Genomic DNA, 17,267 nt, shown 5'->3' with positions numbered 1-17,267 from the left:
CAGTCTGTACCTACACCGATCGACACCGCACTCGAGGAGAACGACATGACCGCGACCTACACCTTCGACGTCTTTTCCAGCCTCGACGGCTACGGCGCCGCCGGCGGCGACTGGACCGGCTACTGGGGCAAGCAAGGCCCCGAGTTGCTCAACCGTCGTCTCGACCTGTACGGCGTGGAGCAGCGGATGGTATTCGGGGCCAACACGTATCGGGTGTTCGCGCAAATGCTGGCCGCGAGCACCGAGGAATCCGACGTGCGCGATCCATGGGTCACTCGGATGAGGAGCCTGCCGGCAACGGTGGTGTCGACGACATTGGAAGGACCCCTCGACTGGCCGGACGCGACCGTCGTGAGAGGTGACGCCGTCGACGTCGTCGCCAGGCTCAAGGAGGAGTCCGAGGTGCCGTTGCGCTCGCACGGCAGCCTGTCGATGAATCGGGCGCTGATGGCCGCCGGCCTGGTCGACCGCGTGCAGGTGACGCTCTTCCCTGTCATCACCGCGCAGACCGGGCTGGACCCGATCTTCCGGGGTGGGGGCGACTTCGACCTGGAGCTGCTCGAGAACCGGACGCTCGACGGTCACGTCCAAGAACTCATCTACCGGCCTACCCTCCATTGACCTGCACTCACCTGCCCGCGGCCGGATAACCGCGCCACACCGTCATCCCCCGGTCCGCTCGACCAGCACCTGGGCCGCCGACTCGGCGTCCATGGTCTTCCTGGCGCTGGCCAGGTATTCCTCGGTCACCCCGTCGACGATCCGGACACTCGCCCGTCCGCGTATCGACAGGGCTCGTGCCGCTCCATGCGTGTGTTCACCTTCCGTCGTGGCGCGACGCTCATGCCTCGCGACGAACGGGACGCTCGTTGCGTCGGATCGAACGAGCGTCCCGTTCGTCCGGTCGGTCGGCCGGGGCGCAGGGTGCCCAGGCAAATTTTGATCAAGGCTTTCATTATTTTGTGATCCGGGTTACTGTGTCCACCATCAATCAAACCTTTGATTAGTTAGGTGGATCGCATGAGCCCCACAAGCTTCGCTTCGTCGGCCGACCTCGGTGAGAAGGAGCAGACCCTCGAGGTCCTCGCCGACGGCGTGTACGCCCTCACCGCCGAGGGGGATCCCAACATCGGTGCCATCGAGGGCGAGGACTTCGTCGTCTGCTTCGAGGCGCTCGCCACCCCGGTGGCCGCCCAGGACTGGCTGCGCAAGCTTCGCGAGCACACCGACAAGCCGGTCCGGTACCTGGTGCTCTCGCACTACCACGCAGTCCGCGTGCTCGGCGCGTCCGCGTTCGACGCGGAGACCATCGTGTCGCACGAAACCACCCGCGCCCTCATCGAGGAGCGTGGAAAGGAAGACTGGGCAAGCGAATTCGGACGCATGCCGAGGCTGGCCAAGGCCGCCGACTCGGTGCCCGGGCTGACCTGGCCCACCCTGACGTTCGCAGACAAACTCACCATCGACCTCGGCGGCGGACGCGGCGACCTCGTGCTCCAGCACTTCGGCCGCGGACACACCGAAGGCGACATCACCGCGTGGCTGCCGAAGCAGAAGATCCTCTTCGCCGGCGACCTCGTCGAGGCGCAGGCCGCGCTCTACACCGGCGACGCCTTCCACCGCGACTGGTCCACCGGCACCCTCGACCGGATCAAGGCGCTCGGCGCGGAGGTCCTGATCGGCGGACGCGGCGCCGTCTCCCACGGGCGGGAGGCCGTCGACGCCGCCATCGAGCAGACCCGCCACTTCATCGAGGTCATGCTGGCCGAGGTCGGGGCGGTGCAGCAGCGCGGTGGCACCCTGAAGGAGGCGTTCGAAGCCACCCACGCCGCACTGAACGAGCAGTACGGGCACTGGCCGATCTTCGAACACTGCCTCCCGTTCGACGTCTCCCGTGTGTGGGACGAGCTGTCGGGCATCGAACGGCCCGTGATCTGGACCGCCGAGCGTGACCGCGAGGTCTGGGACCAGTTGCAGGGCTGAAGTCCGTCACCGTTTCACACTGACAAGGCGAGGATCATGGCAAGACGACACACCCGCGGCGGCACGGTCACCGTCGTGGGCAACGGCCCGGTGGGGCAGACGACGGCGTTGCTGCTGGCACGCTGGGGCATCCCGGTCACGTTGCTCGACGCACGGGCCGAACGCGACCCGATCGGATCGAAGGCCATCTGCCAGCAGCGGGACGTCCTCGAGGTGTGGGACGCGATCGGCGTCGGCAGGCAGCTGGCCGACGAGGGCGTGACGTGGGGGTGTGCCCGCACGTTCCACCGCGACCACGAACTGTTCGCGCAGACGTTCGTCGACCGCGGCATCTCGTCGTTCCCGCCGTTCGTCAACATCTCCCAGGCACGGACCGAGGAACTGCTCGACGAGCGGATCGCGGCCACGTCGTCGATCGACGTCCGGTGGGGATACGAGGCCACGTCGGTGGATCAGAACGAGACCGGCGTGACCATCACCTGCCGCACCGGCTCCGGCGAGGAGACCGTCACCTCGGACTACGCGGTGGTGGCCGTGGGGTCGCGGGGCAGTGCGATCCGGCGGCAGCTGGGTGTCACGTTCGACGGTCGCTCGTTCGACGACAAGTTCCTGATCTGCGACATCGCCGCCGACATCCCGGGCTGGGCCGACGAACGCCGCTTCTACTTCGACCCGGAGTGGAACCCGGGCAGGCAGGTGCTCATCCACCCGTGCCCGGACTCGACGTTCCGCATCGACTGGCAGGTGCCCGGCGAGTACGACCTCGAGGCCGAGGAGAAGTCGGGTGCACTGGACGCACGGATCCGGAAGATCATCGGCGACACCGACTACCGGATCGTGTGGAAATCGGTGTACCGCTTCCACTCCCGGGTCGCGAACCGGATGCGCGTCGACCGGGTGCTGCTGGCCGGCGACGCCGCACATATCGTGTCGCCGTTCGGGGCACGCGGCCTGAATTCCGGTGTCGCCGACGCCGAGAACGCGGCGTGGAAGCTCGCATTCGTCCTGCGCGGCTGGGCCGACGAGTCGCTGCTCGAGACGTACCACACCGAGCGGCACGCGGCGGCCGTCGAGAACATCGCGGTCACCACGGCGACGATGGATTTCCTCGTCCCGCAGTCCGAGGACCAGCGCCGGCACCGGTGCGACGTGCTCACCGCGGCGGTCACCGATCCGCAGGCCCGGGCACAGGTCGACAGCGGTCGCCTCGCCGAGCCGTTCTGGTACGTCGAATCACCCTTGACCACAATCGATCCGGGCCGGCCGTTCGCCGGGCGCCCCGAGCGTGGCTGCACCCCGGCCGCGGCGCCGGGAATCCTCGTGCCCGACACCCCGGTGACGCTGAGCGGTGGTGCCGGCACCCGGCTCCGCGACATCGCCCGGCACGGAATCCTGCTCCTCGTGGGTGACGGTGTGGACGTCGACGAGATCCGCAGCGCGGCCCTCGCAGCGGTGCACACACCGATCCGCCTCGTCCGGCTGTCGGAAATCGACAGCACCGGCGTCCTCACCGCGGCGGTGGACGCGAAGCCCGGCGAGGTGTGGGTCATCCGCCCCGACGCCTACATCGCGGCGGTCACCCACACAGTCGACGGGCTGGTGTCCGCGCTGCACCGGATCACCGAACCCGTCGCCTCCGTGATCACTTCCGCGCCAGCCGTTCCGGATCCAGATCGAGCCGCCGCAGCAGCTGCGCGTTGAGCGCGACGACGATGGTGGAGACGGACATCAGGATCGCCGCCACCGCGGGTGAGATCGCGACCCCGGCGAACGCGAGGACCCCGGCGGCCAGAGGGACGGCAATGACGTTGTATCCGGTGGCCCACACCAGGTTCTGCCACATCTTGCGGTAGCTCGCCTGCGACAGGTCGATGATCGAGAGGACGGCACGGGGGTCGTCGGCGGCGAGTACGACACCGGCCGATTCGATGGCGACGTCGGTGCCGGCGCCGATCGCGACGCCGACGTCCGCGCGGGCGAGTGCGGGCGCGTCGTTGACGCCGTCGCCGACCATCGCCACCCGGTGACCGCGCGCCTGGAGTGCGGCCACCTCGGCGTCCTTGTTCTCCGGGAGCACGTCGGCGAACGCTTCGTCGATGCCGAGATCGGCGGCGACGGCGTCGGCCACCTGACGGGCGTCTCCGGTGATCATCGCGACCTTCACGCCCCGCTCGTGCAGGGCGTCGATCGCCTGCCGCGACTCCTCGCGGACGGCGTCCTCGAGCGCCACCGCGCCGAGCACCCGCCCGTCGCGGACCAGGTGGAGGACGGAGGCGCCGCGCTCGACCCACCGTTTCGTCTGCGCCGCGACGTCACCGGGAACCGTCACGTTCAGTTCGGCGAGCATCGCCGGTCCGCCGACGGCCACTTCCACGCCGTCGACGTGCGCACGCACCCCGCGTCCGGGCAGTGACCGGAAGTCGGACGCGGTGCGCCGCTCGTCCGCGGGCACGTTCGCGGCCGCCTCGGCGACGATGGCCCGCGCGACCGGGTGCTCGCTGTCGGCCTCCACGGCGGCGGCGAGCGCGAGCAGTTCGGTCTCGGTGACGCCCGCGGTGGTGACCACCCCGGTGACGGCGTGCCTGCCCTGGGTCAGGGTGCCGGTCTTGTCGAACAGGACGACGTCGACGTTGCGCATGCGTTCGAGCGCCAGCCGGTCCTTCACCAGGACACCGGCCTTCGCGGCGCGTTCGGTGGAAATAGCGATCACGAGGGGTATCGCCAGGCCGAGCGCGTGCGGGCAGGCGATCACCAGAACGGTGACGGTCCGCACCACGGCCTCGTCCACGTTGCCGAGCAGCGACCACACCACGAACGTGAGAAGCCCTGCGATCGAGGCGAAGTAGAACAGGAACGCCGCGGCGCGGTCGGCGAGGGCCTGGGCCCGGGACGAGGACGACTGCGCGTCGGCGACCAGTCGCTGGATGCCGGCGAGGGCGGTGTCCTCCCCCACGGCGCCTACCTGGATGCGCAGCGCGCTGTCGGTGGCGACGGTGCCGGCGACGACGGTGTCGCCGACCGACCGTGGGACGGCGTTGGACTCGCCGGTGATCATCGATTCGTCGACCTCCGCACGGCCGTCCTCGACGATGCCGTCGGCGGGGATGCGGCCTCCGGCCCGCACCAGCACGAGGTCGCCGGTGGCGAGTTCGGAGACGGGCACTTCGGTGACGCCGTCGTCGGTGACCTTGTCGGCGGTGTCGGGAAGCAGCGCGGCGAGCGCGTCGAGGGCACCGGACGCCGACCCCAGCGCCCGCATCTCCAACCAGTGTCCGAGCAGCATGATGACGATGAGAAGTGCCAGCTCCCACCAGAAGTCGAGGTTGAATCCGCCGATCTGCAGGGTCGTCACCCACGACGCGAGGAACGCAACCGTGATCGCCATGCCGATCAGCAGCATCATGCCGGGCCGCCGCGACTTCAGCTCACTCCACGCGCCGGTGAGGAACGGTGCGCCGCCGTAGAAGAAGATCGCGGTGCCGACCACCGGCGGAATCCACGACGCACCGGGGAAGTCGGGGACGGCGTAGCCGAGGAGGTCGGCGAACATGTGGCTGAACACCACCACCGGCACCGACAGCGCGAGGCTGATCCAGAATTTCTGCCGGAACACCTCACCGTGCGCCCCGTGACCGGCGTGCCGATCCACGTGGTCACCGTGTGCGTCGTGCCCGGCGTGTCCGGTGTGCCGGACCTGTTCCACTTCCTGCTGCTGATGATCGTGAGACATGCCTGCTCCCTCGGAAGCTGCTCTCGTGGTCTGGTTTCAGGAACGCACCAGTCGTGCGATGGCGTCGGTGGCTTCCTTGATCTTCGCGTCGGCCTCGGTGCCGCCGGCGACGGCGGCGTCGACGACGCAGTGGCTGATGTGGTCTTCGAGCAGCCCCAGCGCCACGGCCTGCAGCGCCTTGGTCATCGCGGAGACCTGGGTGAGGATGTCGATGCAGTACTTCTCGTCCTCGACCATCCGCTGGAGGCCCCGCGCCTGGCCCTCGATGCGACGAAGGCGCTTGAGGTAGTCGTCCTTGGCGCTGATGTACCCGTGGCCGGCCGCGTGGTCGTGGTCGGTGGTCGGTTGCTCGGTCATTGTGATTCCCCTCGGGTGGGAGTGGTCAGGGGCTGGAAGCGGCGCAGTCGCAGGCTGTTGCTCACGACGAACACCGATGAGAATGCCATGGCGGCACCGGCCAGCATGGGGTTGAGCAGGCCCGCCGCCGCCAGTGGCAACGCCGCGACGTTGTAGGCGAAGGCCCAGAATAGGTTGCCCTTGATCGTGCTCAACGTCTTGCGCGACAACCGGATCGCGTCGGCCGCGGCCCGGAGGTCGCCGCGTACCAGCGTGAGGTCGCTGGCCTCGATCGCCACGTCCGTGCCGGTTCCCATGGCGAGACCGAGGTCGGCCTGAGCGAGGGCGGCGGCGTCGTTGACCCCGTCGCCGACCATCGCGACCACCTTGCCCTCGGCCTGCAGACGCGTGATCACGTCGACCTTGTCCTGGGGCAGTACCTCCGCGACGACGTCGCCGATGCCGACCTGGGCGGCGATCGCCCGGGCCGCGGATGTGTTGTCGCCGGTGAGCATGATCGGGGTGAGACCCAGTTCGCGGAACTGCGCCAGCGCCTCGCGCGACGTCGGCTTCACGGTGTCGGCGACCACGAGCACGCCGCGCGCCTGGCCGTCCCAGCCGATCGCGACGGCGGTCTTGCCCTCCGACTCCGCCGCGTCGACGGCGCGCTGGAGTTCCGTGGTGAGCTGCAGCGACCAGTCGCGGAGCAGTTTCGCGCGGCCGATGACCACCGCGTGTCCGTCGATCATGCCCTGGACGCCGAGTCCGGCGAGGTTGGTGAACTGTTCGACGTCGGGCAGCGTCGTCAACCGGTCCCGTGCCGCGCGGGTGATCGCCCGTGCGATGGGATGCTCGGACGCGTCCTCGAGGGCGCCGGCGAACCGCAGAACCTGCTCCGCGTCCTGGCCGTCCGCGGCGACCACGTCGTGCAGCGACATCGTGCCGGTGGTGACGGTGCCGGTCTTGTCGACGACCACGGTGTCGACCCGCCGCGTCGATTCCAGAACTTCGGGCCCCTTGATCAGGATGCCCAGCTGGGCCCCGCGTCCGGTGCCCACCATGAGGGCGGTCGGGGTGGCGAGTCCGAGCGCACACGGGCACGCGATGATCAGGACGGCGACCGCGGCGGTGAACGCGGCGGCGATGCCGCCGCCGGTGCCGATCCAGAAACCGAGGGTCGCGACCGACAACGCGATGACGATCGGGACGAAGATGCCGGAGATCCGGTCGGCCAGGCGTTGCACCTCGGCCTTGCCGGTCTGCGCGTCCTCGACCATCCACGCCATCTGCGCGAGCTGCGTGTCGGCTCCGATCCGGCTGGCGCGAACCACGATTCGGCCGCCGACGTTGACCGTCGCACCGGCCACCTCGGCGTCGGGTGACACCTCGACCGGCACGGATTCACCGGTCAGCATCGACGCGTCCACCGCCGACGAACCTTCGACGACGACGCCGTCGGTGGCGATCTTCTCGCCCGGACGGACCACGAACAGGTCGCCGACCTCGAGCTGGTCGATGCCGATCAGCTGTTCGGTGCCGTCACGCAGCACCGAAACCTCTTTGGCACCCAGTTCGAGCAGCGCCCGCAGTGCCGCTCCCGCCCGGCGTTTCGCGCGGGCCTCGAAGAAACGGCCGGCGAGGATGAACGTGGTGACGCCGGCGGCGGCCTCCAGATAGATGTTGCCGGTGCCGTCGACCCGCGCGATCGTGAGCTCGAACGGGTGCGTCATTCCCGGCATGCCGGCGGTGCCCCAGAACAGGGCGTACAGCGACCAGCCGAACGCGGCCAGCGTGCCCATCGACACCAGGGTGTCCATGGTCGCGGTGCCGTGCCGCAGGTTCGTCCAGGCAGCCTTGTGGAACGGCCACGCACCCCAGACCACGACCGGGGCCGCGAGGGTGAGCGAGAGCCACTGCCAGTTCGTGAATTGCAGCGCCGGGACCATCGCCATCGCGATGACGGGAACCGTCAGCACCGCCGACACGAGAAGCCGCTGCCGCAGTTCCGCCGCCGGGTCCTCTTCCTCCGGGGCCGGGGGCTTCACCTCGGGCAGTCGCGCCGTGTACCCGGCCTGCTCCACAGTGGCGACGAGGTCTTCGGGCGAGACATCGGCGGCGTCGTAATGGACGCGGGCCTTCTCCGTCGCATAGTTGACGGTCGCGGTGACGCCGTCCAGTTTGTTCAGCTTGCGTTCGATGCGGTTGGCGCACGACGCGCAGGTCATTCCGCCGATGGCCAGTTCGATCTGGGAATCGGGCGGTGCCGCGAGGTCGGTCGAGGGGGTCATCACTTGTCCTCCGGTCCGGCGGTGGCCGTGAATTCCGCGGTGTGGACGGCGCCGGCGTGCTGGAAGTCCAGGAACAGCCGGTAGTCGCCCGCGCTGGGCGCGGTGACGGCGAAGTCGATCCCGGGGCCCGCCGCGGTGACGCCGTCGCCGGGATGTCCGTCCGGGTGCACGTGCAGGTATCCGAGGTCGGTGGTGCGCAGCGCCACCAGGTGACCGTATGCGCCGAGGTACGGCTGCAGATCGGTGACGGGCCGACCGTCGCGGCTCACCGAAAGGGTCACGTTCGACGTCTCTCCCGGTCGCAGCGCGCCGTCGAGCGTGACGGTGTACCCGTCCACGGTGGCGATCGCTGCGGGAGCGGGCAGTTCCTGCGGGTCGTAGGTGCCCGCGACGCGCAGGTCCGTGCCCAGGGTGACGCCTTCGCCGCCTGCCGGGGTGAAGTCCGCGAACACGCGGTAGTCGCCGCCGCGGGCGAGGTCGAGGGGGACGCTCCACGTTCCGGTCGCGTCGAGCGTCGGGTGGACGTGCTGGAACCCGGCGAGGTCCCGGCGGACGACGATCAGGTGCAGCAGTTTCTCGTGCTCCACGGTGTAGTCCGTCACGGGTACCCCCGAGGGGTTCGTGATCCGGAACTGCACCGGGACCGCGGCACCGGCAGTGACCTGGTCGGATGCGAGCTCGAGGGTGTAGCCGTCGGCAGTGGGCGTCAGTCCGCCCGGGGTCGGGTCGGCGGCGGCGTCGTGGCCTCCCGCTCCGTGTCCGTCGTCCTCGGCCGTATGTGTGGCGGGCTCGGCGACGTCCGGGCCGGCAACCGACCCGAGAGCGAGCGCGGCGCCGAAGATCACGACGAGGCCGACGGTGAATCCGGCGAACTTGCCGGTTGCGTTCATGATGGGGCTCCTGTGGTGGAGTGGCCGGCTCAGCCGGCGTGTTCGACTGAATATCCGGCTTCTTCGACGGCGCCCGCGACGGCGCTCGGATCGAGGTCGGTAGTGCTGTCGATGACGACCTTGCCGGTGGTCAGATCGACGTTCACGTTGGTGACGCCGGGGAGTGCGCTGATCTCCTCGGTAACCGAGGACACGCAGTGGTTGCAGGTCATGCCGGTGACGGTGACGCTCGAGGTGCTCACGGGTCTACCTCTCTTCGGGGTATCGATGTCCTGTCTGAGAACTACCATACCCCCCTACCGTATTTTCGCAAGGGTGAGGGCGACCACCGAGTCCGTGTTCCTGTCCCACGCGGGCCCGGGAAGGTGATTGAGTGAGATACCGCATCTCACCCCACTGGGAAACGGAGCCCGGCAATGTCGATGGACAAGTTGCGCACCCAAATGCTGCGCCGCAAACCCCTCACCGAGGTCGAGGAGGACACTCCGCCCGACGAGCGTCTGACCAAATCGCTCGGCCTGTGGCAACTCACCGCGATCGGCGTCGGCGGCATCATCGGCGCAGGCGTCTTCTCACTCGCCGGCTCGGTCGCGCATTCCGTCACCGGTCCGGCCGTGCTGATCTCCTTCCTGATCGCGGGTGTCGCCAGTGCCGCGGCCGCACTGTGTTACGCCGAGTTCGCCGGAATGATCCCCAAGGCCGGATCGGCCTACACCTACGGTTACGTGGCGCTCGGCGAGATCGTCGGCTGGTTCATCGGCTGGGACCTGCTGCTCGAATACATCGCGGTGGCGGCCGTCGTCGCCATCGGTGTGTCCGGGTACTTCCGGTTTCTCCTCGAACAGGTCGGCATAAGCCTGCCCGACTGGATGATGGGCGCGCTGGGCACCGGTGACGGGCACGTGTTCGACGTCTTCGCGGCCCTGTTCTGCCTCGGCACCGCCTGGGTGCTCTCGCGCGGAATCCGCAGTGTCGGTCGATTCGAGACGATCGCGGTGGCGATCAAGGTCGCGCTGGTCGTCCTCATCATCGCGCTGGGCGTCTTCCACATCGACAGCGCCAACTACACCCCCTACTTCCCGTTCGGCACCGCCGCCGTCTTCACCGGCGCGGCCACCGTGTTCTTCGCGGTGTTCGGATACGACGCGATGAGCACCGCCGCCGAGGAATCGAAGGACGCCACCAAGCACCTGCCGAAGGCAATCCTGTATTCCCTAGGCATCGCGATGACGCTGTACGTCCTGGTCACCCTCGTGCTGACCGGAATGCAGAAGTACACCGAGATCAGCCCCGAGAGCGGCTTCTCCACCGCGTTCGAGTCGGTCGGCATGCCCGGGGTCGCAAACATCATCGCGGTCGGGGCCATCGTCGGCATCATCACCGTCGTGCTCACCTTCATGCTCGGTGTGACCCGCGTGTGGTACGCGATGAGTCGGGACGGCCTGCTCCCGGAATGGTTCGCGAAGACGCACCCGGTCCGCAAGGTGCCGACGCGGGTGACGTGGATCGTGGGGATCGGTTCGGCGCTGCTGGCCGGGTTCTTCCCGATCAACACCGTCGCGGAACTCACCAACATCGGAATCCTGTCGGCGTTCATCGTCGTCTGCATCGCGGTCGCGGTGCTCCGGCGGACCCGCCCCGAGGTCCCCCGCACGTTCACGCTTCCGTTCATGCCGGTCATCCCGATCATCGGCGTCGTGTTCTCCGGCTGGCTCATCCTGTCGCTGCCGTGGGAGACCTGGCTGCGGTTCGGGATCTGGCTGATCCTCGGCCTGATCGTGTACTTCGTCTACTCGCGCAAGCACTCCAAGCTCGAAGTGGCAGAGCCGGTGCCGCGTGGCTGACGAAAACCGGAAACCGGTGGACGCGACCACCCTGACCGGTGTTCCCGCGACGATGATGTGGACCCTCCGCAACCGTGCCGTCGAGGCGTCGCGTCCCGACGGCACGCTGGTCGACCCGCTCGCCGTGACGCTCTACGAGACCCTCGACTATCCGTACGAGAACTTCGGGAAACCGAGCCAATCCCACGCCCTGCGCGCTCGGGCCTTCGACGACGAGATACGGGCGTTCCTCGCCGACCACCCCGGCGGAACGGTCGTCGCTCTCGGTGAAGGATTGCAGACCAGCTACTGGCGGATCGGTGATCCCGACGTCCGGTGGGTGTCGATCGACCTGCCCGAGGTGGTCGCGCTACGCAGGCAACTGCTGCCGGACGAGCCGAACGTCACCACACTCGCGGTGTCCGCGCTGGACCGCTCGTGGATGGACGACGTCGACACCCGCCGGGCCGTGTTCGTGTCGGCGGAGGGCCTGCTGATGTATCTGCCCGCCGATGAGTCGCTGTCCCTGATCGGCGACTGCGCCCGGCGTTTCCCCGGCGGCCGGATGATGTTCGACTCGGTACCGAAATGGTTGAGCCGCAAGACGCAGAAGGGAATGCGAATTCACGGCGACTACACCGTCCCGCCGATGCCGTTCCACCTCTCCGCCGGCGACGCGGCGGACCTGCCCGGACAGGTGCCGGACCTCGCGTTCACCCGTGAGGTGACGCTGCCCCTCGGCCGGGGCCTGTGGGGGTCGACCCTGCTCCGCAAGGTGTCGGAACTGCGGCCGCTGCGCAACTCGCGTCCGACGCTGACCCTCTGCGGATTCGCCGGCTGAACCCGTCCGACGAGCGATGTGGGCCGACCCGCAGCAGAATGGTGCAATGGCGGACCGCGGATTCACCCCGACACAGCTCGCGGCACGTGCCGCGTACCTGCTTCGCGGCAACGACCTCGGCACGATGACGAGTGCCGCGCCGCGCCTGTACCCACACATGTGGAGTTGGGACGCGGCGTTCGTCGCGGTCGGCCTGGCGCCCCTGAGCGTGGAGCGGGCCGTCGTCGAACTCGACACCCTGCTGTCGGCGCAGTGGAAGAACGGGATGATCCCGCACATCGTGTTCGCGAACGGCGTCGACGGGTACTTCCCCGGCCCCGGGCGCTGGGAGTGCGGGACCCTCGCGGCGCACGCGCCGAGCGGCACGCAGACGTCGGGGATCACCCAGCCGCCCGTGCACGCCATCGCGGTGCAGCGCATCCTCGACCACTCGCGCAGGCACGGTCGCAGCACCCGCGCCGTCGCCGAGGAGTTCCTCGACCGGCGCTGGCCCGACCTCGTGCGCTGGCACCGCTGGCTGGCCAATGCCCGCGACCTCGACGGCAACGGCCGGATCGCGCTGTACCACGGCTGGGAGTCCGGCATGGACAACTCGCCGCGCTGGGACCACTCGTACGCCAACGTCGTGGCCGGGGTGATGCCCACATATCTGCGTGAGGATCTGTCCCACGTCGCCGACACCGGACAACGGCCGTCCAACGGCGAATACGACCGCTACCTGTGGCTGCTCGAGGAGATGAAGACCGTCCGCTACGACGACGCGGAACTGGCCACCGCCATGAGCTTCGCGGTGGAGGACGTGTTCGTCAGCGCCGTGTTCTCGATGGCGTGCGAGGTGCTCGCGACCATCGGAGAGGAACACTCGATGCCGAACTCCGACGTCCGGGAACTGCACGGGTGGGCGGCCCGGTTCCGGCAGGGCGTCCTCACCACCACCGACCAACGGTCCGGGGCGGCACGCGATTTCGATCTGCGCAGCGGCCGGTGGATTTCCACCGAAACCCTCGCGATGTTCTCTCCCCTGCTGTGCGGCGGCCTGAGCCGTGACGCCGAACGCGCCCTGCTCCGCACGTTCGAGGGACCGAAATTCTGCGGCCACCCCGACCTCCGATACGCCGTGCCGCCGTCGACGTCACCGGTGTCGGGCGACTTCCGCCCGCGCGAGTACTGGCGCGGTCCGGTGTGGCCGGTGATGACGTGGCTGTTCTCCTGGGCGTTCGCCCGGCGCGGGTGGGCCGAGCGCGCCCACCTGCTGCGGTCCGAGGGGCTGCGGCAGGCGAGCGACGGCAGCTTCGCCGAATACTACGAACCATTCACCGGTCAGCCCCTCGGCAGCATGCAGCAGTCGTGGACGGCCGCCGCGGTCCTCGACTGGTTGGGCTGACGCCCCCGTGAGTACTTATTAACCGCGGGACGTTAATAAGTACTCACGGGCGCTAGTCGCAGAGCCGGATCGGGCCGAGGTCTGCGTATCGGTCGCCCGGGCCGGGGTTGTCGGCCGGGGTGGCGCCGCCCAGATGGTGCATCACGCCCCAGACGGCGTTGAGCGCGGTCTGCACGGCACCCTCAGCCCAGCCCGCGGTCCACGAGATGTCGTCGCCGGCAAGGAAGATGCCGCGGTGCCGCGGGTCGAGTTCGTCCTGGACGAAATGGCTGAACAGCCGCTCCTGGTAGCGGTAGTGGCCGGGGAGGTTCGCCTTGAACGCACCCATGAAGTCGCGTTCGGTCTCCCAGGACAGCGTGACCGGAGTCGAGATGATGTGACTGCGGAAGTCGACTCCCGGGTAGATCTCCTCGAGGGACTTGATCATGAGGTTCATCCGCTCCGTCGCGTCGAGCGGCAGCAGCTTGAGCGAATCGTCGGACCACGTGTAGGACAGGCAGATCAGGCCGGGCTTGTCGTCGCCGTGGTCGAGGAGGTAGGTGCCTCGGCTCATCCGGTCCGTCAGGGTCATGCTGACGAGGTCGCGGCCGGTGACCGGATCCTTGTCCTTCCAGAACGGACGATCCACGAGGGCGAACACCTTCGTCGACCCCATGTAGTGGGTGCGTTCGATCGCGGTCCAATGGTCGATCGGGAACAGGTCGTCGTCGCAGTGAATGTTGTTGAGCAGCATCCAGCTCTGCGCCGTGAAGACGGCCGCCGGGTACGTGCGGATCTCCCCGGCCGAGTCGGTGACCGTCACCTGGTGCGGTGCGGTCCTCCGGACCTCGGTGACCCGGGGACGGGTGGCTCCGCTGTTCAGCGCGCGCACCGACGTGCCGTCCGGCCAGTGCGCCATCCCCGACGGGGTGTCGGTCCACAGCCGTAGGGGCAGCTGCTGTGACCCGCCGACGATGCCGCGGTGGTGGTCGTCGGCGGCGGTGATGACGACGCGCAGGATCTCGAGGATCGAGTTGGGGAAGTCGGTGTCCCAGCCGCCCGTTCCGAAACCGACCTGCCCGAACACTTCCCGATGCCGGAACGACGCGAAGTGCTTGGACGAGGCGAGGAAGCCGTAGAACGTCTGATCGTCCAGCCGGACCACCAGGTCGTTCCAGATGCGCTTGAGTTCGGCGGTGTCACGGTCGCGGATCGCTTGCTGGAGCGGAATCAGCTCGGCGTGGTCCTCGAGCGTGCGCTGCCACGCATCCGACACCTCCCGGAACACGGGCGGCAGGTCGTCGAGGTGCTGCGCGTAGTAGCTTTCGCCCTTGAGGTCGATGACCGTGCTGGGGGTGCTGTCGGCGAGCGGGTTCGGGAACGCCTCGGTCCGCAGTCCCATGGCGTCGAGGTAGTGGAACAGGGTGGTCGACGACGGTGGGAACCGCATCGCGCCCATCTCGGCGACCACCTCGGGGTGCCCGTCGAACGGCTGCGACCGCATCCGGCCACCGATCTGATCGGCCTCGTAGACAATCGGTTTCAGCCCGAGTTTCATCAGCTCGTACGCCGTGACCATCCCCGACAGTCCGCCGCCGATGACCGCCACCTCGGTGCCGTGGCGATCGGCGGGCACCGCGCCGAGACCCGAGCGGTGCGCGATGTAGTCGTCGTAGGCGAACGGGAAGTCGGGACCGAACATGGTGAGCGGCCGGGGATCGGTGTCCGCGGCGGTGCTGTCCGGGGTGACGGGGATCGTCATGAAGTCTTCTCCTGCATGAAGGGGTAGAGGTCGACGCGTCGGTCGTCGAGGTGGGTGTTCTCACGGCGGGATCGGTGGAGGGCGTCGAGTTCGAGGTCGACGATCGCCAGCTCTTCGTGGCGGCCTGCGCGGGCGAGTTCGGTGCCGTCGGGCGCGATCGCACAACTGGACCCGCAGTAGTCGAGGTCGCCCTCGGTGCCGCACCGGTTGACGTACGTGACGAACAGCTGACTCTCGTACGCACGGGTCGGGACGACGCTCTCCGCGATGAATTCGTACGGGCTCATCAGGCCGGTGGGGACGACGAGCCACTGTGTTCCCCGGTCGGCATGCGCGCGAACGGCTTCCGGGAACTCGACGTCGTAGCAGATCAGAAGTCCGCACCGGATTCCGGCGTGGTCGAACTGGACCACCAGTTCGTCGCCCGCGGCGAAGTGCGACCGGTCGAGCTCGCCGAAGAGGTGGGTCTTGCGGTAGTTCGCGAGTGACGTCCCGGACGGGTCGAACACCTGCACGCTGTTGTAGACGACGCCTGCGTCCGCCTCGGGGTATCCGTAGACGACGGCGATCCCGGACTCGCGTGCGATCTCTGCGATCCGGGCCGCGATCGGTCCGTCGGCGGGTTCGGCCCGCTCCGCGATCAGGGATCCGATGTTGTACCCGGTGGCCGCCATCTCCGGGCAGACCAGGATCGATGCCCCGGACGCCGCCGCCGTCTGCGCGGCCGATGCGATAGCGGAGAGGTTCGCGGCGACGTCGAAGGAGAGTTCGGGACCTTGGAACAGTGCTGCCCTCATGGTGCCGGCACCCTTTCCGGACTGTTGCGGAGTTCGGACTTGCGGACTCCGTAGGCGAAATAGATCGCGAGCCCGACTGCCATCCACAGAGCGAACGCCACCCACGTCGAGACGCCGAGACCGAACAGCAGCAGCGCACAGAACACGACGCCGAGGACCGGCATCAGCGGGAAGAGCGGGGTCCGGAAGCTGCGGTGCAGGTCGGGATGGCGTCGGCGCAGGATGATCACGGCGATGTTGACGAGCATGAACGCGAACAGCGAGCCGATGCTCGTCGCGTCGGCCAGTTCGCCCAGCGGCACGAATCCCGCGAGCGCGGAGACGACACCGCCGACGACGACGATGTTGACGACGGGTACCCGGGTGCGCGGGTTGACGCGGGAGAAGACCCGCGGAACGAGACCGTCGAGCGACATCGCGTACAGGATCCGGGTCTGCCCGTACATCACCGCGAGGACGACGCTGGCGATGGCGATCACCGCGCCCGCCGACAGGAGGATGGCGGGCCAGGTGCTGGTGGTCGCGGCATTCAGGATGGTCGCGAGTGCGGCGCCCTCACCCGCGATGTCCTGCCAGGGCATCGCGCCGACGGCGGCGATCGCGACCAGGCAGTAGAGGATCGTGACGATCAGGAGCGAGAGGATGATTGCGCGGGGAAGATCGCGTTTCGCGTTCTTCGCCTCGTCGCCTGCGGTCGAGGCGGCGTCGAACCCGATGTAGGCGAAGAACACCTGGGATGCCGCGGCGGTCACGCCTGCCGCGCCGAGGGGGATGAACGGCGTGAAGTTTCCGGCGCGGAACGCGGTGAACGCGACAGCGCAGAAGAACACGAGCACGACGATCTTCAGTGCGACCATGACCGTGTTCACCAGGGCGCTCTCGGACGCTCCCCGGGTCAGCAGTGCCACCGCGACGAGCACGATGACGATGGCGGGCACGTTGACGATGCCGCCCGCGCCCGGTGATTCGCTGATCGCGGCGGGTAGTGCGATGCCGAACATGCCGTGGAGTAGTTCGTTGATGTACTCGCCCCAGCCGACGGCGACGGCCGCGACCGACACGCCGTACTCGAGCATCAGGCACCAGCCGCAGATCCACGCGAAGAGTTCGCCCATCGTCGCGTAGGTGTACGAGTAGGAGCTGCCGGAGACGGGGATGCTGCCTGCCAGTTCCGCGTAGGAGAGAGCGGAGAAGAGAGCCGTGAACGCCGCGAGCACGAAGGCGAGGACGACGGCGGGGCCGGCCTTGGGTGTCGCCTCGCCGAGGATGACGAAGATGCCCGTTCCCAGCGACGCACCGATGCTCAGTGCGGTGAGGTGCACCAGGCCCATCGACCGCTTGAGGCCGTGACCGGGTTCCTGGTCGTTGCGCGCCACGATCGCCTCGACCGATTTGCGGGCGCGGAGTGCGCCGGCCAGTCCCGGCGGGCGCGGAGAAATCTTGGTGATGTCCAA

At 68.5% G+C, this 17,267-nt stretch carries 14 protein-coding genes; 6 read left to right on the top strand and 8 right to left on the bottom strand.

Translation table 11 applies throughout. The features are described 5' to 3' along the window. Positions 1-45 precede the first annotated feature (45 nt). The 3 genes from FND50_RS00075 (at position 46) to FND50_RS00060 (ending at position 3,684) form a co-directional block, all read left to right on the top strand. Positions 46-621, top strand: coding sequence for a dihydrofolate reductase family protein (locus FND50_RS00075; protein WP_144284340.1), 576 nt, complete (start codon positions 46-48; stop codon positions 619-621). Between the two features lie 399 nt (positions 622-1,020). Beyond that, positions 1,021-1,983, top strand: a complete 963-nt coding sequence (locus FND50_RS00065) for an MBL fold metallo-hydrolase (protein ID WP_005249229.1) — start codon at positions 1,021-1,023, stop codon at positions 1,981-1,983. A 36-nt stretch (positions 1,984-2,019) separates the two neighbouring features. Beyond that, a complete protein-coding gene (locus FND50_RS00060) occupies positions 2,020-3,684 on the top strand; it encodes an FAD-dependent monooxygenase (RefSeq protein WP_144284339.1) in 1,665 nt (554 codons plus the stop codon). Here the strand turns inward: FND50_RS00060 and FND50_RS00055 are convergent. Genes FND50_RS00055 through FND50_RS00035 form a run of 5 tightly spaced genes read right to left on the bottom strand, consistent with a single transcriptional unit; the run spans position 3,626 to position 9,469 of the window. Then, a complete protein-coding gene (locus FND50_RS00055) occupies positions 3,626-5,713 on the bottom strand; it encodes a heavy metal translocating P-type ATPase (RefSeq protein WP_144284338.1) in 2,088 nt (695 codons plus the stop codon). The two genes, FND50_RS00060 and FND50_RS00055, sit on opposite strands and share 59 nt — an antisense overlap. Positions 5,714-5,749: 36 nt before the next feature. Beyond that, on the bottom strand, positions 5,750-6,070 hold the full coding sequence (locus tag FND50_RS00050) for a metal-sensitive transcriptional regulator (RefSeq protein WP_005254339.1): 321 nt from the start codon (positions 6,068-6,070) through the stop codon (positions 5,750-5,752). Next, positions 6,067-8,337 carry a cation-translocating P-type ATPase gene (locus tag FND50_RS00045; protein WP_144284337.1) on the bottom strand — a complete coding sequence of 757 codons (2,271 nt, stop codon included), beginning with the start codon at positions 8,335-8,337 and terminating at the stop codon, positions 6,067-6,069. Before FND50_RS00045 ends, FND50_RS00050 begins: the two co-directional genes overlap by 4 nt. Continuing rightward, positions 8,337-9,227: a hypothetical protein gene (locus FND50_RS00040; protein WP_144284336.1), complete on the bottom strand. Its 891-nt coding sequence runs from the start codon at positions 9,225-9,227 to the stop codon at positions 8,337-8,339. Before FND50_RS00040 ends, FND50_RS00045 begins: the two co-directional genes overlap by 1 nt. Positions 9,228-9,256: 29 nt before the next feature. Further along, positions 9,257-9,469: a heavy-metal-associated domain-containing protein gene (locus FND50_RS00035; RefSeq protein WP_144284335.1), complete on the bottom strand. Its 213-nt coding sequence runs from the start codon at positions 9,467-9,469 to the stop codon at positions 9,257-9,259. A gap of 174 nt (positions 9,470-9,643) precedes the next feature. Here FND50_RS00035 and FND50_RS00030 point away from each other — a divergent pair, with 174 nt between their 5' ends. Genes FND50_RS00030 through FND50_RS00020 form a run of 3 tightly spaced genes read left to right on the top strand, consistent with a single transcriptional unit; the run spans position 9,644 to position 13,275 of the window. Next, complete coding sequence (locus FND50_RS00030; protein ID WP_144284334.1) at positions 9,644-11,071, top strand: amino acid permease; 1,428 nt, start codon at positions 9,644-9,646, stop codon at positions 11,069-11,071. Beyond that, positions 11,064-11,891, top strand: coding sequence for a class I SAM-dependent methyltransferase (locus tag FND50_RS00025; protein WP_144284333.1), 828 nt, complete (start codon positions 11,064-11,066; stop codon positions 11,889-11,891). Before FND50_RS00030 ends, FND50_RS00025 begins: the two co-directional genes overlap by 8 nt. A 46-nt stretch (positions 11,892-11,937) precedes the next feature. Next, positions 11,938-13,275 carry an amylo-alpha-1,6-glucosidase gene (locus FND50_RS00020; protein ID WP_005249245.1) on the top strand — a complete coding sequence of 446 codons (1,338 nt, stop codon included), beginning with the start codon at positions 11,938-11,940 and terminating at the stop codon, positions 13,273-13,275. Between the two features lie 52 nt (positions 13,276-13,327). On the opposite strand, the gene FND50_RS00015 is transcribed toward FND50_RS00020, so the two are convergent. Genes FND50_RS00015 through FND50_RS00005 form a run of 3 tightly spaced genes read right to left on the bottom strand, consistent with a single transcriptional unit; the run spans position 13,328 to position 17,267 of the window. After that, positions 13,328-15,016 (bottom strand): NAD(P)/FAD-dependent oxidoreductase, encoded by a 1,689-nt coding sequence (locus tag FND50_RS00015; protein WP_144284332.1) that lies wholly within the window; start codon positions 15,014-15,016, stop codon positions 13,328-13,330. Then, entirely contained in the window at positions 15,013-15,813 is an 801-nt protein-coding gene (locus tag FND50_RS00010; protein ID WP_144284331.1) for a carbon-nitrogen hydrolase family protein, read from the bottom strand. The genes FND50_RS00015 and FND50_RS00010 overlap by 4 nt, the downstream gene beginning before the upstream one ends. Next, on the bottom strand, positions 15,810-17,267 hold the full coding sequence (locus FND50_RS00005; RefSeq protein ID WP_144284330.1) for an amino acid permease: 1,458 nt from the start codon (positions 17,265-17,267) through the stop codon (positions 15,810-15,812). The genes FND50_RS00010 and FND50_RS00005 overlap by 4 nt, the downstream gene beginning before the upstream one ends.

Origin of the sequence: Rhodococcus sp. WB9, assembly GCF_007558985.1 — a bacterium.
GTDB lineage: Bacteria > Actinomycetota > Actinomycetes > Mycobacteriales > Mycobacteriaceae > Rhodococcus_F > Rhodococcus_F opacus.
Note: the sequence above shows the minus strand (reverse complement) of the source record. Positions and strands in the feature narration are given on the sequence as shown.